The sequence below is a fragment of the Halosimplex pelagicum genome (assembly GCF_013415905.1).
Lineage (GTDB): Archaea > Halobacteriota > Halobacteria > Halobacteriales > Haloarculaceae > Halosimplex > Halosimplex pelagicum.
This window is the reverse complement of record NZ_CP058909.1, coordinates 2,498,790-2,514,936: the sequence shown is the minus strand read 5'-3', so window position 1 is coordinate 2,514,936 and position 16,147 is coordinate 2,498,790. Positions and strand designations below refer to the sequence as shown.

Genomic DNA, 16,147 nt, shown 5'->3' with positions numbered 1-16,147 from the left:
CAATCCTATGAGCGACGACGGGACCGGTGTCGTCGATCCTCCAAGCGGCGGCTTCGAGATCGGCCAAGACATCATCAACTCTGCTGCTGCTGGCCTAGACGCATTTATCGATATTGTCGCATCGTTCTTCCACATCTACCTTCTCACCAGTACGATGTTCTTGCTGACGGTGTCCGTGTTCTTCGCGGTTATCTACTTCATCGGCCAGTGGCCCAGCCAGTATGGAACTCAGATGCAACTCCGCCGTACGAAACGGTCATTCACTGGTTTACTCCTCTTGTGTGGTCTTTTCCCACTCCTGTACGTAGCTGGCTGGATTGGCTCAGGCTCTACATCACACTCGGGACTGCCAGAGGACGGTATGTTCGGGACGGGGTTCGAGCAACGCATCATCGGCGTTAGCGTTGGCTCTGATGGGCTGGGGATGTTCGTAGATGTCGTTACGGCACTCTTCCGTATGTATCTCGCGACGGTGACCTCCGTTATGGTCATCCTCGTCGTCTTGTTCGCTTCTGTGCGCGTGATGGCGAAACTCCAAGCCTACGGAAACCAGATGGTTCAACAGCGAGCGTACCGGTCTGTCGCCGGCCTCCTCCTTTCGATAGCGATTCTGCCGATACTGTATGCCGCTGGCTGGATCGGGACGAGCTCGACGACTCACGATGGTCTTCCTGAGGATGGTATCTTCGGCACTACGATAGAGGAGCGGATAATCGGTCCTACGATCAACTCTGACGGCCTTCAGATGTTCGTTGATGTCGGCGTTTCTATCTTCAGGATGTATTTCGCGACCCTCACGACGTTCTTCATCTTCCTGTCGGTGATGTATCTCGCTGCCCAACTCGTCGGGTGGGCTCAGTCCTACGGTCGAGAGGAACGACAGGAACGCTCCTTCCGCTCGTTGCGGGGGCTGTTTATGGTGACTGTCCTTCTGCCGATCCTCTATACGCCAGTCTGGATTGCTGAGGGTACTCAGTCTCCGAGCGGATACAACCTCCCTTCAGATGGTGTGTTCGGAACCAACATCGAGGACCGTATTTTCGGCCCCAATATCGGCGAAGGTGGTTTCGGGGAGTTAGTTTCTATCCTAGCGAGCGTCGTTCATACCTACCAGGTCACGATCTCGTTCTTCCTCATCGTATGTCTGATCGTCCTCGCGATCGGTTACGCGCTCGTTCAGTGGCCGAATGAACTCAAAAACCGAAATTTCCGAGCTCGCCTACAGCGTGTCGGTCTCGGTCTCCTTGCTTCCCTTTCGTTCATCCCCGTGCTGTACGCGGTCGGTTGGGTAGCTACGGGGTTCTACACCCCAGACGAGTCGATGACATGGGTCGCACCGCGCATCTCACTTCCATACGAAGAACTGTTCCAGGGACCGGACTACCATCCGTTCATCCAGGATCTTTCTGCGTCGAGCGACCCGCTTGGTGTTGTCTTCCGCAACATCTTTGATTTCCAAACGCTCACGCTGGTCTATCTTGGCGTTGCTGCTATCGTGACTGGTTTGCTCGTCTATACGGTCTTCAATCACTCCAACTACATCCAGACCAGCTTCGGGAAGCAATCGATCCGGGGTGGAGTACTCGTCATCCTGGCGGCGTTCATCCTGCCGTTCGTCCTTACGGGTGCGGCGTGGGTTGCTACAGGAGTTCCCGGTGACGGATATATTGGTGATGGTCCACCTGGATTCTCCTCAGACTGTACTTCGTTTGAGGCGTCGATGGGCGGGTGGGAAACAGTTGAGGGTAGCCAATCGCCGGTAACTGAACCGTACGGGATTGAGCTTGATGGCACGATTTCACAGGAGTTTCAGGAGGTGGGGATGGGAGATCGGTCTGTAACGATACGACCCATCACCTCTGATAAGAACTTCCAAATACGAATGTACTCGGGCGGCGAGAAAGTCCTCGACGAGACGACTCAGCATTCTGCTTCGTACATCGTCGGTACGAATGACGACATTCGGGTTGAGGTCGAATCTGATGGTGGGCAGATCAACGAACTCTGTGTCGGGTTCGAGCCCGTCTCTGATCCCCAACTGGACATCGCGGTTGATGGTGTCGGCGAGGAAAAACCCCTCATCCTCCGGCGCGGCATCACGATGAAGTACACTGTCTACAACGTTGGCGAAGTCCACACCGGGTCAGAGTTCGACGTCCACCTTGTTCTGAACGGCACTGACCCGTGGGGAGATGCCTCCAGCGCCGACAGCGAAACCACTTTGCCGCCGATGGCTGGTGGTGAATTCACGGATGAAACCAATCGCTTCGACGATCTCCGGGGGACCCCGCCTGTTGATCGGGTGAAGATGATTGGGTACGTTGACCCCTACGACGAACTTGATGAACGGACGACCGTGCCCAACATCGATGAGACGTACATCAATGTGGTCTACGCCAATATGTACGGCCACATCGACGCGACGGCCGTGAACAATAATGCGACCGACATTCAGACACGAGTCGTCAACAACGGGACGATCTATAGTGACCCAACCACGGCGAACGTCACTATCTATGACGAGGACAATGGTGGCGAGCGGATTCGGAGCTGGACGGTCTCCGTTGCTAATCTCACTGCGGGTGAAGAGCAAACGAACTCGTTGAACCACACGTTCCGCTCGCCGGGGAACTACACTGCGGAAATAAACGTGGATGAGTTCTTGTTCCCTAGAGGGTCGATTGAACAGGATTCCTTGCAGTTCATCGCACCAGACCTACACGCCACCGTCGTCGGGGTTGAGGACAGGACTCGCGTCGACACCCCGACAGAGTTCACGGTTTCAGTCCAGAACAAAGGTAACGACCGTTTCGATGAACAGACGAATGCAACTGTCCAATTAACCAACCCGGACGGTACGGTCACCGAAGAACGAGTCCTAACTGTTCCGTCTCTTGATGAAGGCGAATACTACAACCAAACAATTCAGATGACGCCTCAATCCGGTGGGACGCATACTGTCGGAGTACATGTCGATGACAGCCTCTACCCATACGGAAATAACGACTCCGAAGAGATCCTCTCTGTCGGCCCGAGCTTCACCGGGTCGGTGAGTTCATCGGACCTCTTCCAGACGGAACAGACCGACGTCACGGCAAGTGTCACCAACAACGGAGACCGCGAATCTCGTGCATCTCAGATGCACATTTCGCTTATAGCACCGAATGGGACGGAGATCAGAAACAATACGTACGAAGTTCCTGAACTGGACTCTGGGGAAACCCGCACGGTCGACACCCCGTTCAGGGCTACGCTTGAAAGCCCCGGCAAATACGATGTCGAGATGGACGTTGACCCGACTCTCAGTACTACTGGTGCGTTTGATACGTCCTCGTTTGAGGTGTACTCGTTCAACCTCAGCGTGGCTGCTGATCCTGTTGAGGGGAGTAACGAAGTGAGGTTTGACGTTTCCCTTGAGAACTTAGCAGATAGCAATACGGGGACCTACAAGGATGTCGTTGTTACCGCTCGCAACAGCAGCGACGATACAGTATCAACCGGAACGATCACTTTTCCACCACTCAACGGCCACGAGGAACAGACGAGAACTACTGTCCTCGAATTGAATAATGGCGGAACCCATACTGCTACCGCCGAACTGCAGGTTGGAAGACATGATTCTGACTCGGTTCGGTTCAACCACTCTTGGCCTGATCTGAGCAGTCAAATCAACGCCACACAGACTTCGGTTAGTGGTGACCAGTCAACTGTCCAAACGCAAGTAACGAATGTCGGCTCTAACAGCAGCGAAGCTACCACAGCTGAGGTTCGCGTATATGATATTGAGTCGGGCCGGAACCGTGTTTACACTACTTCGGTCAATGTGCCGACTCTCGCTCCGGGCGAATCTCACGAGGAGAACGTGACCGTTGAGTTCCCCGACCAAGGTGTCTACGAGGCGGAGATCGACGTTACTGATGCTGATCTGCCTGCGAACAACGTTGATAGAACGAATGAGATAGAGGTGTTCCAGTCTGAGATCAACATCCAGGTTAACCGCGAGCGGGATAACGTGCCGTCTGGCGAAAACGGGACCGTCCAAGTGACCGTCTCCAATGCTGGGTCCGACGAGAGCGGAACCATCCCCGTCCAGACCGAGTTCACAGACCCGGACGGGCAAACGGTTGCGACGATCGATGACGAGGTCGGCCCACTGGCCCCCGGTGAAACGGTTAACCTCACGCATACGACGAAGCTATCCAGTATCGGCACGCACGATGTCGAATCGACGGCGACTTCCGATATCTCTGGAACGGTTCGCGACTCTAGTAGTATTGAGGTTGTCGAACCGTACATCATTGACGTGACCGCTAACCGGTCGCAGGTCCCGATCGGTGATGAGGCTCAGGTTGAAGTGTCGATTACGAACGCGGGGACCGAGCCGCGAGAACCCAACGAAGTCATCACCCAATACGTTGACCCGAACGGAAACACGCTTGTGGAGTACAACGAGTCGGTCGCGCAGCTGGACCCTGGTGAAGAGCACGTTTTCCAATTCAACGCGACACTCCAGAACCCCGGCGACCACGAGATTATCGCGGAAACGCAGGTGGAGGGTTCCACTATCGTCGACTCAGATCAGGTCGAAGCTATCGACACCTATCTCATCAACGTGGAACCGGTCGAATCGAATATCATCCTAGGCGACACTGGCGAGGTGAAGGTTACTGTCGAGAACATCGGTAACGAACAGACCGACCCTAATGAAGTCAATACCACGTTCGTTGCACCGGGTGGGTCTACCGTTGGAGAGTTCACTGAAAACATCTCCACGCTGGACCCCGGACAACAGGAGACGTTCCGCGTGGGTACGTCTCTCGACGACTACGGTATCCACGACATCACAAGTGAGATTACCGTTGGAGGCTTCCAGACCGAAGATTCGGCCGAGATTGAGGTCGGTGAGCCCTTAGTCGTCTCTGTTGATGAAAACCAGTCCAAAGTCGATGTGGGCGAAAATGGTGAAGTAACGGTCACCGTTCGAAACATCGGTGAATCGACGACCGAAGCAAATACTGTCGAGACTACGTTCTACAACCCAGTGGACGAATCGATCGGGCACTATACTCGCGATGTCCCGAGCCTCGCTTCTGGTGAAGAGGTGACGTTTGAGCTGAGCGAGACGCTTGAACAATCGGGCGTTCATGATATCGAAGCCGAGCTAACGTCTGACCAGTATACGGTGAGTGAGACAGGCCACATCGAGGCCGTTGAACCGCAGCTTACGATGGAGGTGAACGCTGAACAGGACCCGATCGGACAAAGCGAGGATGGTGTCCTGCTTGCTGACATCTCTAACATCGGAACTAAGGAGAGTCAACAGCGGATGGTTACTGTCGAATTCGAGTACGAAAACGGGACGGTCGTGGATCAGTGGGAAACGACTGTCGAACCGTTGGGAACTGGTGAGACTACTACACTCCGACTGTCGTCTTCCCAGCTCGATGAGGTCGGCGAGTATACCGGGACCGTTCAGGTTGAGAAGAAGGACTCGGGGTGGCTCACTGGTAGTGATACCGTCGAGGTGTCTCCTTCCTCGCTGTCGGTTGATGTCACGGCGAATAACGTTGAGGAAGGCAGCTCGCCCGATATCACGACGAGCATCGAGAATAATGGAGTGTCGACAAGCGATTCCACGACGGCCACTGTGAGAATCGAACAGTCCGGTTCGATGGTCGCCGAAGAGACGATAGATGTCCGGGGGCTGGAGAGTGGCGAATCTCAGACCAACAACCCGTTCCAGAACATCCAAATTGACCCCGGAAGTTACGATGTCTTCTTCAACGTGGACTCAGACGAATCCGGGACCCAAGATCAAGACCAGTTTGCCGTCGGATATTGGGACCTGAAGGGCAATCTGGCGGTCTCCGATGAAGAACGGTCGAACCAACACGAAATCACGGTTGAGGTGCCGAATGAAGGGACGGTATCGAGTGATCCCACCACTGCGACGGTGAACATCACTGGCCCGTCCGGGGATGTCGTCAAACAGCAGCAGATCGATGTGCCTGCTATCTCCGGTGGGGGTACGTACACCCACGATGTTAGCTTCCAGACTGACGAAAGTGGTGAACATACGGCCAACCTGGATGTGAGTGACCCAGAACGACCGGACGGAACCACCGACCAGCAAACTTTCGTGGTTTCGTGGGGGAACCTCACGTCTTCCATCTCCATCGCCGATGTCGTCGAAGACGAAGAGGGCAACTTCCAGGTGACAGTTGTGAATGAAGGACCTGGAGAGAGCTACGCGACGTCCGGTACTGTGAACATCCGTGATAGCTTTGGAAATATCCTTGAGCAATATACGGTGAGCGTTCCGGCGCTTCAATCTGGTGAGTCGTACGAAACGACCGTCACGCATCAGTTCGAGCGTCCCGGTACGTATGAGGGCGAGATAGATGTTGACTACAGCGAGTACCCGCAAGGAACTACTGATACCACCGGAGAGATTGATGTCGTTCACGGAAACCTGAATGGACGCCTCTACTTCACGTACGGCAGTAGCGACGTGGGTACTGAAACGCCGTTCGTGGTTCAGATCACGAATAACGGGAATGCCGTCTCTGAGAGCACCACGGCGGATGTTTGGATTGAGAACCGACATGGCGATACAGTCTACCAGACTCAGGTCAACGTCTCTGAGCTCGACCCCGGCGATTCCGACCGGAAGGAACTCAGCGCGGTTCTCAATACGTCTGGGACAAATACTGCTCACGTAGAGGTTAACGAACCTGAATTCCCCATCGGCAATGAGGGGCAGGGCCAAATCGATGTTGTTTCGCCTGATCTCCGCACGAGCTTGTCTGTTGAGGACACGAACATCGGCGAACAGACTAACGTGACCATCACCATCGTCAACGACGGGGAGATCACGTCGGACTCGACGACAGTGGAGGTCCGTATGTTCAACGATGATGACAAGCAGGTCGTTCGCGAAGAGTTCGGTGTCCAGAGTCTTGGTCCCGGTGAGAGCGTTACGATCGATTACGACCAGCTGATTGCGGCTGAGTGTTGGCGGACAGAGATGACGTGCGAACCGGGAGCGAAAATCGATAAAGGGACGTACACTGCGACAGCCAATGCGTCTGCGACATACGCCGAGGAAGGAACAGTTGGGGAGGACACGTTCGTAGTTGAGGAGAAAGAACAGTAGCTGCTGGGTCCGAGGCTCTCTGGACTGTTTCGGTTTGATGCACGACTGCTAATGTTTTAGTGGGTACAGGGACCAATCAATTGTATGCGGGAGAATGCATTCAAAGGGCTACTGAAAATCACTCGTAGTATCCGAGGAGTCGTCGCGAAGACTTCGGCAGCGTTCGTCGGGGGCGCTTACACACTTCTGATGCTCTCCGGGATGCCCGTGGCTTTCTACGCCTTCTCAGCTGGCAACTTCTTCGTCGGCTCGCGGGTGATCGGAATTCTTGGGTTAGTACTCGGCGCTTCGGCTACGCTGGTCCGAATAGATGCTTTGGACCGCCGTTCGCTGGACTCAGATGGGGCTAAAGCTGTCGCCGGCGATGGTGGTCAACTGGCGGATGCTTCGTTACGGGAGCGTATCTACCGAGAGTACGTTCTCGAACCACGCTTCCGATACGCTGAATACGCCTTCTACGGAGTAGGGGGTTTCTTCATGGCGCTTTCGTTCATCCCGGTCCTGACGTCGTCTGGGTTTTAACCCTGGTTGTCGGGTTACAACACACCGTAAATCCACGCGGCGGCGAGGTCGCCGACCGTGAGGGAGAGGATGATGCCGCCGAAAAGAGGGACGACCAACGGGAACGCTGGAAGCACTCGAACTGTACTGTTCTCCACGATATGGTCGAGGCCGCGTTGAAGGCCTTCTGGAGTGGTTCCGTATCCGTCGTGGTCGATAGACTCGAAAAATTTGTTGGCTCCCCACGGGTCGGTTTCGGTAGTCGAATCGATATCCGGTTCCGGCTCGGCGATTTCTGCTTTCTCGCCGGCGTCGAAATGGCTTGATGCCATGATGTGTCCCGCGTTCCACTTCGACCGAATCGCACCGTCGTCCACCTCGTAGGTTTCTGTGATCGAACGAGGGTTGCGAAGCTCGGATGCCTGTTCTTTCAATGTCTGGATATTGGTCCCCCGCCATCGGAGATACATACGGAGCGTATCCAGGTCAACGAAATATGGTCCCTCGTCTGAGTTGATCTTCAATTGGCCGGTAGTCGCTTCTAATTCGTGTGGTGAAAACGCCACTGTCGCTATCATGGAGAAGTCGAATTCTCCGCGCTTGAGGTTTCTATACCACATCGCGATCGGATAGAAGACTGCAATAACCATCCCGTTCATGATGATGCTGATGGCGGTAATCTGGTATGGGTTTGCGAACAATGGAAGCGTCAATTCTACGAACGGAAGTGGATACTCGACAGTCGCGGGGAAGAGTAGACTAAGCGCGAATACTGCCTTCACATCAGCTCCTCCGAGATGTCCGAGGCTGTAGATGGCTGCTGCCGCGATACCTATCGTTGGTGGCACCATCACGATCCGCGTAAGGACCTCCAATTCGTCGACGGTGTGTAGTGGTGCTAGTTGAGCGATCTGCCAGATAGACGCGACGATTCCGATTATGAGCAGTATCGGCCAGAGCCGAGGGTCCACTCGGCGTGTGTGGTGGTCACTCCAAGCTGCCCAACCGAACGCTGGAAGAGCCAGCAAACGAAGGAGGTGAGGTCCAGATTCAATCATTTGTTCTTTGTTTTCCGTACTAATCCTCCCCTCAAAGGGATTTTGGGTATAATTCTCGTAGACGATTCTGGCATCGGCTTCCGCCTTCACCCTTACCAAGTCGTTGCCACGGTGTCGTTGGAATCGCTTGGTAAGGTTTCGGACTCCGACTACGCCTCGTCCCTCTCCGAGTAGCCCCTCATGTAGGCAAGCGCGGGGGTGAGTACCCGGTCGATCCAGTCTCCTTCCGCCAACTGGTGTTCCTCCGCGCTATCGGTGACTCGAACGGTTCGGAAGGGGAGGTCTCCACCCTCCGGCTTCCGTTGTCTGAGGTGGACTGTTGCCCCAGTCGGATGCTCGATAACGACTTCGTTGCCGGTTGCCTTCTTGATCTTCCAGCCGAGGTTCTCGATGGGCTCCTCGCCGACGGTGTAATCGAATCCTGTGCGGTCTAACGAGTCTCGAAGGTCGTAGTCTGACATTGATGTTGCCTCTTAGTTCTCCCAGTCTGTGAGCGTCTTCTGCTGGTCTTCAACGATGTCCACCGGGCAGATCCAGACCCACTTGTACTCATCGTGGATGGTTTTGTGCTCCCGGTTGCCGGCTTCAGTCGGCTCAGAAATACTCCGTAACGTCCAGCCCCGGTCAGCGAGTGCTTTGATCATCGAAGCATCGAAATCGGCCCGCACGAGCGTCAGGAAGTACTCGGTGTCGGATGGGCAACTGGAGCTCTCAAGGAATCGGTCTTGGCTCTGCGCTAGCCCACACGACGCGAGATTCGGCATATCGACACCGATACAGATTCGATTGAGTTCGATGATTTCCGTTCCCCCGAAGACCTCGCTTTCCACGATCTCGTCTTCAGTCGGCGGGTCCATGAACTGTTTTGCCCGCCCACTCATTGGGGAGGGAAGGTCATCGAGCTTGAGTTCTCCTGCTGGACGCGGAACGAGGTCTCCTGCTTCATTCCAGTCCAGCCGGCGGCGGCCGAGCGGCGCACGATACGTCACAGCACCGACCAGATTTCCACGATAGAAGATTCCGTGATGCTCGATGTTGGAATTGTGCATCTCCTCCCCGGTCATGTACGAGTGGTGGGCGTCGTAGATGGACCGGGCTGTTGAGTCGGGAATTGGACGCGCTTCGACGTCGCCGGCAAAGCGATAGCCCAGTGGCGCGGTGAATGGCCGTGCTTTGGTTTGGTGGATCGGGCACGTGCATTCGCTGGCTGGCGCTGAACTGTACTGGAACGTCCCTTGCGACCCCCTACTCTGGGTCTGAGTCGTTTCTTGAACAGACATCGTGTAGGGCTTTACTCAGCTTGGTTACTGTCGCTGCCTACTGCGACCTGTAGCGGGTCGATCGTTCCAACGCCGCTTCCTACGATCGAAACTACCTCTCCCCCAGCTGCAGTCACGAACACGTTGTCTCTCCCGTGTTCTGTCGCGAGATCGCTGTGAGTCCTTTCGATTTCTTCTTCGAGCTCCTCGGAACACTCTTCCTGAATCTCGTAAGTCATCCTTCACCCCCATCGGGGCTCAAAAAACACTCTACTTGTCTCGCAGGACACCATCTATTAGCGCCGTGTCGACGTTCTCTGTCCCTTGGAAGACGAGGACGTATTCATCGGCGATCATCTCTCCAGATTGCCCAGGGACGTTTTCTGGCGCGTTCTTCATCGGGAGTGTCTTCGACGGGATAGAACGTGCAAAGGTATGTTGGTGTTTCAGTCCGGCCTCGAGTGCGATTTCCGTCGTGATCATGTGCATCGGAATCGGGGTTCGCGATACGGTCCTGTTCCCGACTACGATGGCGACAGGCTGCTCCGGTTTGATCACGCGAGACATCTGAAGGAGCGTCTCGGCGTAGTCCGTGAAGAAGGAGAGGACGTCGTCGTCGCGACCGTCGTTCGCCTGGAGCGTTTCCCGCGTCTTCTGTAGTGTCGATGACCAGCTGGTGACCGTCTCGAATGAGACAGATGCAACCGAGTCACGCCCGCCGAGCCCGGACGGGTCAACGTCTTTCATCTGGTCGACGTCCAGAGGGGTCGCTGTTGCGGCCGGGTCTTGGCTGAACTGGCCGTAGGCGACCGTTGTCGGGTGATCGCCATAGGGCGGCGAGCAAATGATGGCATCCATGCTGTTCGGCTCTAACAGGTCCGGGTTCCGACAGTCCGCGTGCTGGATATCTGCTTCGGCAGTTGGATTTACTTTCTCCGTGTAGGCTCGCGCCTTCTCGACGTTCTCAGTGAGAACCTCGATGAATGTCTCGGTAAACGGCGGATTGTGGTCTGCCCGTTCGTCTTCCGGTATCCGGTGGCGCTTGAACTCCGAATCGCGCTGATAACTGATTTCTCGGGCGGTCTGCGATAGCGCGATCCGCAGGAATCGAACCGTCTTGTAGTCGAACTCTGCACGGAGTTCAGTTAGGAGTCGCTGCATCGATTCGATCTTCGCCAGCTGGCGTTCCGGGAACCAGCCTTTCTTGACGGCGTAGGCGTCGTGGTTCTTGTTCGAGTCGAGGTCCTCGGGATAGACGTCTTCACCCCATCGTGTCCGCTGTTGTTGAACGGCCTCGTTGTGATTCTGGTCGATGAACCGCTCACGGTACGTCCAGTCTGGACCGAGGCAGCGACCGATCGCGGCTTCGATGGAATCGATATCGCCAGGGGTTGCTTTCCCTCGAGAAAGCAGGCAGGCAAATGGATTGATGTCGGTCGCGATGGCGTTCATCCCGTGGAGTCGAGCTTCAACGGCGGTTGTCCCGCTGCCGGCGAACGGATCGAAGACCGTATCGCCGGGGCTGAGAACGCCCTTGTCCGTCCAGGTGTTGAACAACGCTCTCGGAATCTGTGGAATCATTCGGGCCGGATACCGGTGGAGCCCGTGAGTGAGGTACTTCGTATCGACGCCGTTGAAACTCCAGTCGATTTCGCTCAGTTCGCTGGTGATACCGTTGTGGTCAAACAGAGATGTTTGCATGGGTGTTCGTTGAATCGTCTGTGGTGGTTATCGGACAGCGCCCGTAGTCACAGCACTCGATTGTGTTCTCTCCGGTGAGCCCCCAACTACTCTTCGCACCGAGATCGCCCGTCGGGAGCTCGCCGAATATCTCGAGCATTATGTCCTCAAACTGTGCGGTAGACGGGATGAGGTCCCGATACGGCATTATCAGCCACTTCTGTTCTGCTCCCGTTCCGAGCACGGGGGCGAGATACTCCGTATCGATTACGGGCGACCCCTGCTCCCAGATGCTTGCCTCGGTTCTGTTCTGTCGCAACCCATCGTCGTCGTGGTCCACGTTGTAGGCGAACTTCACCACCACGCCGTCGTGTACGGTGCTGCGTTCGTCTTCGGTCAACACCCGATGAGGGATACTCGGCAACCAGACGACGATCCGGCCCTTTCCGTGACCGGCGAATTCTGCGTCTGGAAACGTGTTCGTGATCGTCTCCATCAGCCCTCTGCGTGTTGCCGCCGATCGAGGCTCGCCGGGGAGATCTCTCGTGTAGATGGACTGCGCTACACCGGTTAGCCTGTCCGTCATTGTTCATCACCTCGCACGAGAGTCAGGGATGGCTCGCGAATTGCGTTCCAGTGTGCTCCTTTAACCCACATCCCGAGCGGGTCTACGTAGGTCGTGTTCTGTGGAATAGTATGGTAGAGCTGGTGCCGATATGCGGAACTTGGGTCTAAGAGCATTCGGCAGAACGCATCTTCGTCACTGAAAGCGTCATCAGTGAGAAGGTAGACATCAAGGTCGCTTTGGTGAGGTTCAAACTCCACTGTGAGGAATGAACCCACCATGACGATTCCGACGAACTCGACGGTGTTTTGCTCTCCATTGACAGCCTGCACAAATTCGTCGAGTGCGTCCCGAGCAGTCCGCAGTAGCTGTCCGAAATCGACGTCCGTCAATCTATCCCGAACAGCAGGAGCTAACTCGGAGTGCGGTGTGTCTCCGTTTCGCTCTACCCTGTTCAGGCAGGTACTCACGGGAGGAGAAGCATCGGGCATTGTCGGGACTCAGTAATCCGCAGGCGTCGGGGAACTGCTGGAATCAGACTGCCTTGGCGTTGCTTGACTGACGTTCAGGTGGAAGGTGTTGATCTGGAGGTACGAATCGTCTCCCTCGACCGGAACGAAATGTAGTGTCTCGTTCTCGCTGGCGTTGTCTGGAAGCTGTTCCTCGCGGACCACACTGATGGCTTTCTCCTCGACAAAGATCCGTAACTGGGAGCCGCAGTTCTCGCACTCCTGGGCGTTGGACTTGTACCGGGCATCGTTTTCCCAGATGGCGTCTCGGTCTTCTCGAAGAGCATCTCCTGCGTCTGGGTCGATTCCAGCCCCACACTCGGGACAGGACTCGAATTCTCGAACCAGAATTGCTGCGGTGGCCGGGTCGATTCCATCACGACCCACACCCAAAGCGATCGCCTGTGTGTTCCATCCAGTATCCGTGTGTATCATACTCAGAACCCTCTACCACTAATCGGGGGGCAAAAACAACCGCGACTATTCTACTCCAAGATGGTGGGCAAAGACGAGATTTTATAAGGGATTGCGTCCATCGAATATGTATGCCAACGGAAGAAAGCGTCCAGATAGAGAACGTAGTGGCATCCACGTCGCTCGAACAGGAGCTCAACCTGAGCCAGCTGTCGGAAGACCTGCCAGCGGCCCACTACGACCCCGAGAACTTCCCCGGACTCGTGTACCGTACTCAAGACCCGAAGGCAGCCACGCTCGTTTTCCGTAGCGGGCAGGTCGTCACGACCGGAGCGAAGGCGATCGACGAAGTCCACGAGGCGCTGAACCAGGTGGTCAGCGAACTCCGCGACCTCGGTGTCGACGTGACCCCTGACCCAGACATCGAGGTTCAGAACATCGTCTCGAGCGCCGATCTCGGAGAGCAACTGAACCTCAACGCTATCGCGATCGGCCTCGGCCTGGAGAACGTCGAGTACGAACCCGAACAGTTCCCCGGTCTCGTCTACCGGATGGACGACCCCGAAGTAGTCGCACTTCTGTTCGGGTCCGGGAAGGCGGTCATCACTGGCGGGAAGGAGACGCATCAGGCGTCCGCTGCTGTCGAGACCGTCCAGAACCGCCTCAACGATCTGGGGCTCGCCGCATAACTCCACCCCCCTCTTACTCGCGAGTCGATGGAAATCAACGCACCACAACTCGCTGCTCAAGGCGGAGGAGGAATGGTCGTCGGAGCTGTGATCGGTTTCGCCGTCAAGAAGGTCATCAAGCTGGTCGCCATACTTGCGGGCGTCCATGCGGCGGTCCTCGCATACTTCGAACAGCAGGGCGTCATCACCGTCAACTGGGAAGCGGTCCAGAACATGGCCGTCATCACAGCGGGAGACGGCGGAGGAATGCCACCGGTTGCCGTGAACCTCATCTCGTCGCTTCCGGTTGGTGGCGGTCTCGCGGTTGGCGCTGCTGTCGGCTTCCGTAAGGGATAGCGACAAGACTCGAGAACCGATACGCCTCGCGCATTCTCGTCAGTTGAAGTGCTGCTGGAGGAGCTCTTTCTCTCTCCCCTGCGGATTGTAGGCGCAGATACTCCACCCGGTTTCTTTCGTCCGTTGGAGATACTCTACTGGTGCCTCACCAGGAGGCATATCCAGGAACTCCCAGTGTTCCTCAGACAGACTGGATTCCAACCCCATTTCCTCGCCCCCCGCCTCTTCTTCAGCACGGTATGGTGGGTGTATCTCGACTACACTGGTTTCATGGATGACTGACTCGCCTTCACGAGAGACATCAGCAAGGCGTTGGGTGTTGTAGTCGTAGGCGATGTTGTGATGCCGAGCGTGTCTAAACTCCTGGCAGAGCACCTCTCGGAACGGATTCTGGCTGAAGTAGTAGTGTGCCCCGTCGAGCACGATGAGAACAGGACCAGAGATGGCCTGTCCTTCACGAATGGCGTTCAGTACCGCTACCGAGTTCACCACCTGCGCGTGGGTACTACCAGTGATATCTGATAGCTGTATGAGATTCATCTCGTTCTCCTTGATCCCGAGGCGGCCCGACTTGTTGAGTAGTCTGTATACGTCTCCAGCTTTGTGCTCATCAAGGGTTTTGACGAGGCTACTGGCAGCCTCTCGTACAGTATTAGACTCCTCCGGGTCATCCGTTAATCTATCGAGCGTTTCGTGGAGGTCCGCCAATGTTGGCTGTTCCTCCTGAGGGGATGCTTCTTCCTCCGTGTATCCGCCTAGTTCGTATAACTGAAAGACCGCCTTCTGAAGCGCGCCGATTTGGGCCTCCTCGTTTCCTGCTCCCTCTCCATTGATGAGGAAGGCGCGTAGGTGGGAGACCACTTGGGACACAGATGTCTGTATGTGCTCTTGGTTACTGGCCACTGGATTTGCCGGCTGCGTGATGGTGAGCGGGTTGATACCGCTGTTCGAGATGTTGTGTTCGGTGACTCGGTCAAACTCACTGAAGGTCTCGAAATGCCCGGTCGGGGAAATTGCTATCGTCGTTATATCAGGATACAGCCCCGTTAGGCGGTGGATGTCCATTTTCTGCTTTAGGTTCTTCTTGCTTCCTATGCCACCGAACCGACCGACGATCTGACCGAGTGTGTCGAACGGGTCCGTTGGATGGACGTCTGTTGAGCTTCGTGTCGTGGTTGGTTGAGTGTCTCGCCTGTGTTCGCCTGCTTCATAGGCGAGAGAGCGAATTGCAGAGTCAAAGCTTGTGTGGCCTTCTCGTTCGACTTTCTCGTCGAGGAGGCCTTTGAGCCATTCCGATATACTCACACTGGGCATTTGACTACGTTACTCTCATAGCACTGATATAGCATTAATGTCACGGCTCCTAAGGTGATCTGGGATGTGGTAAGCGTGTCCCATCTACGAATCTACGAACATAACTGACTCCAGCGCCCAACAGGGGGTAACGTATAAGACGCCGCGATGTGAACTAATCACAATGCCTGGGCAGCACCCCGCCCAAGCGGAGTCTACGAAAAGCAAAATCAGTGTCCTGCGAGAGAACGCTGCCCAGTGGGGGATGCCGACAATCCGTGTGTTCAGAGACGAGCGTGGCGTGTACTGCCTGAAGATAAAGACGTGCAGAGGTCCGGTTTACTGCATCACGAAAGCGTATCCGTACAAGGATCTGGCTTCGTTCCCCGCCCGCGTCGTCCGTCGCGCCGACGCGCATGATTGCCCTGTGGCTGTCTTCTTCGATACCCCACGCCTGGGGAACGCCTACGTGTATTCCGCCGGCCGGGTGCAAACGGACGGCACTCCGAACAAAGATACCGCCCCGGCCAAACGACGGCAGACGTGGTACGATATCCCACTTGATGACGGGATTCTATTCGGAGACTGGATCAGCGAACGCGCTGACCTCAACCCAGTATCCTAACCCTCTCTCCTGCCTCTCTGTGAATTATAGACCGGCCAGATATAACGAACTATACAGCCCTG

The 16,147-nt window shown here is 55.7% G+C and carries 13 protein-coding genes; 5 read left to right on the top strand and 8 right to left on the bottom strand.

The window, feature by feature from the left end; genetic code table 11:
* Window positions 1-7: 7 nt before the first annotated feature.
* Together HZS54_RS12495 and HZS54_RS12490 are read left to right on the top strand one after the other, a co-directional pair.
* Window positions 8-7,156 (top strand): CARDB domain-containing protein, encoded by a 7,149-nt coding sequence (locus tag HZS54_RS12495; RefSeq protein ID WP_179922854.1) that lies wholly within the window; start codon window positions 8-10, stop codon window positions 7,154-7,156.
* 84 nt (window positions 7,157-7,240) lie between these two features.
* Window positions 7,241-7,678 carry a hypothetical protein gene (locus HZS54_RS12490; protein ID WP_179922853.1) on the top strand — a complete coding sequence of 146 codons (438 nt, stop codon included), beginning with the start codon at window positions 7,241-7,243 and terminating at the stop codon, window positions 7,676-7,678.
* A gap of 14 nt (window positions 7,679-7,692) precedes the next feature.
* On the opposite strand, the gene HZS54_RS12485 is transcribed toward HZS54_RS12490, so the two are convergent.
* The 7 genes from HZS54_RS12485 to HZS54_RS12455 all read right to left on the bottom strand — a co-directional run bounded on the left by HZS54_RS12485 (window position 7,693) and on the right by HZS54_RS12455 (window position 13,163).
* The gene (locus tag HZS54_RS12485) at window positions 7,693-8,805 is read right to left on the bottom strand and encodes an A24 family peptidase (RefSeq protein ID WP_179922852.1); all 1,113 of its coding nucleotides are present in this window, start codon (window positions 8,803-8,805) and stop codon (window positions 7,693-7,695) included.
* Between the two features lie 59 nt (window positions 8,806-8,864).
* On the bottom strand, window positions 8,865-9,176 hold the full coding sequence (locus tag HZS54_RS12480; RefSeq protein ID WP_179922851.1) for a hypothetical protein: 312 nt from the start codon (window positions 9,174-9,176) through the stop codon (window positions 8,865-8,867).
* A gap of 12 nt (window positions 9,177-9,188) precedes the next feature.
* A complete protein-coding gene (locus HZS54_RS12475; protein ID WP_179922850.1) occupies window positions 9,189-9,779 on the bottom strand; it encodes a hypothetical protein in 591 nt (196 codons plus the stop codon).
* Between the two features lie 227 nt (window positions 9,780-10,006).
* Complete coding sequence (locus HZS54_RS12470; protein WP_179922849.1) at window positions 10,007-10,213, bottom strand: hypothetical protein; 207 nt, start codon at window positions 10,211-10,213, stop codon at window positions 10,007-10,009.
* 31 nt (window positions 10,214-10,244) lie between these two features.
* The gene (locus HZS54_RS12465; protein WP_179922848.1) at window positions 10,245-11,675 is read right to left on the bottom strand and encodes a TRM11 family SAM-dependent methyltransferase; all 1,431 of its coding nucleotides are present in this window, start codon (window positions 11,673-11,675) and stop codon (window positions 10,245-10,247) included.
* The gene (locus tag HZS54_RS12460) at window positions 11,656-12,240 is read right to left on the bottom strand and encodes a hypothetical protein (RefSeq protein WP_179922847.1); all 585 of its coding nucleotides are present in this window, start codon (window positions 12,238-12,240) and stop codon (window positions 11,656-11,658) included. Before HZS54_RS12460 ends, HZS54_RS12465 begins: the two co-directional genes overlap by 20 nt.
* A 479-nt stretch (window positions 12,241-12,719) precedes the next feature.
* Window positions 12,720-13,163 (bottom strand): hypothetical protein, encoded by a 444-nt coding sequence (locus HZS54_RS12455; RefSeq protein ID WP_179922846.1) that lies wholly within the window; start codon window positions 13,161-13,163, stop codon window positions 12,720-12,722.
* 110 nt (window positions 13,164-13,273) lie between these two features.
* On the opposite strand from HZS54_RS12455, the gene HZS54_RS12450 reads away from it, so the two are divergent.
* A complete protein-coding gene (locus HZS54_RS12450; protein WP_179922845.1) occupies window positions 13,274-13,831 on the top strand; it encodes a TATA-box-binding protein in 558 nt (185 codons plus the stop codon).
* 72 nt (window positions 13,832-13,903) lie between these two features.
* Complete coding sequence (locus tag HZS54_RS12445) at window positions 13,904-14,167, top strand: FUN14 domain-containing protein (RefSeq protein ID WP_179922844.1); 264 nt, start codon at window positions 13,904-13,906, stop codon at window positions 14,165-14,167.
* A gap of 39 nt (window positions 14,168-14,206) precedes the next feature.
* Here the strand turns inward: HZS54_RS12445 and HZS54_RS12440 are convergent, their stop codons facing one another.
* Window positions 14,207-15,472: an ATP-binding protein gene (locus HZS54_RS12440; RefSeq protein WP_179922843.1), complete on the bottom strand. Its 1,266-nt coding sequence runs from the start codon at window positions 15,470-15,472 to the stop codon at window positions 14,207-14,209.
* Window positions 15,473-15,644: 172 nt separating this feature from the next.
* Between HZS54_RS12440 and HZS54_RS12435 the strand changes: the two genes are divergently transcribed.
* Complete coding sequence (locus tag HZS54_RS12435; RefSeq protein WP_179922842.1) at window positions 15,645-16,085, top strand: hypothetical protein; 441 nt, start codon at window positions 15,645-15,647, stop codon at window positions 16,083-16,085.
* Window positions 16,086-16,147 lie beyond the last annotated feature (62 nt).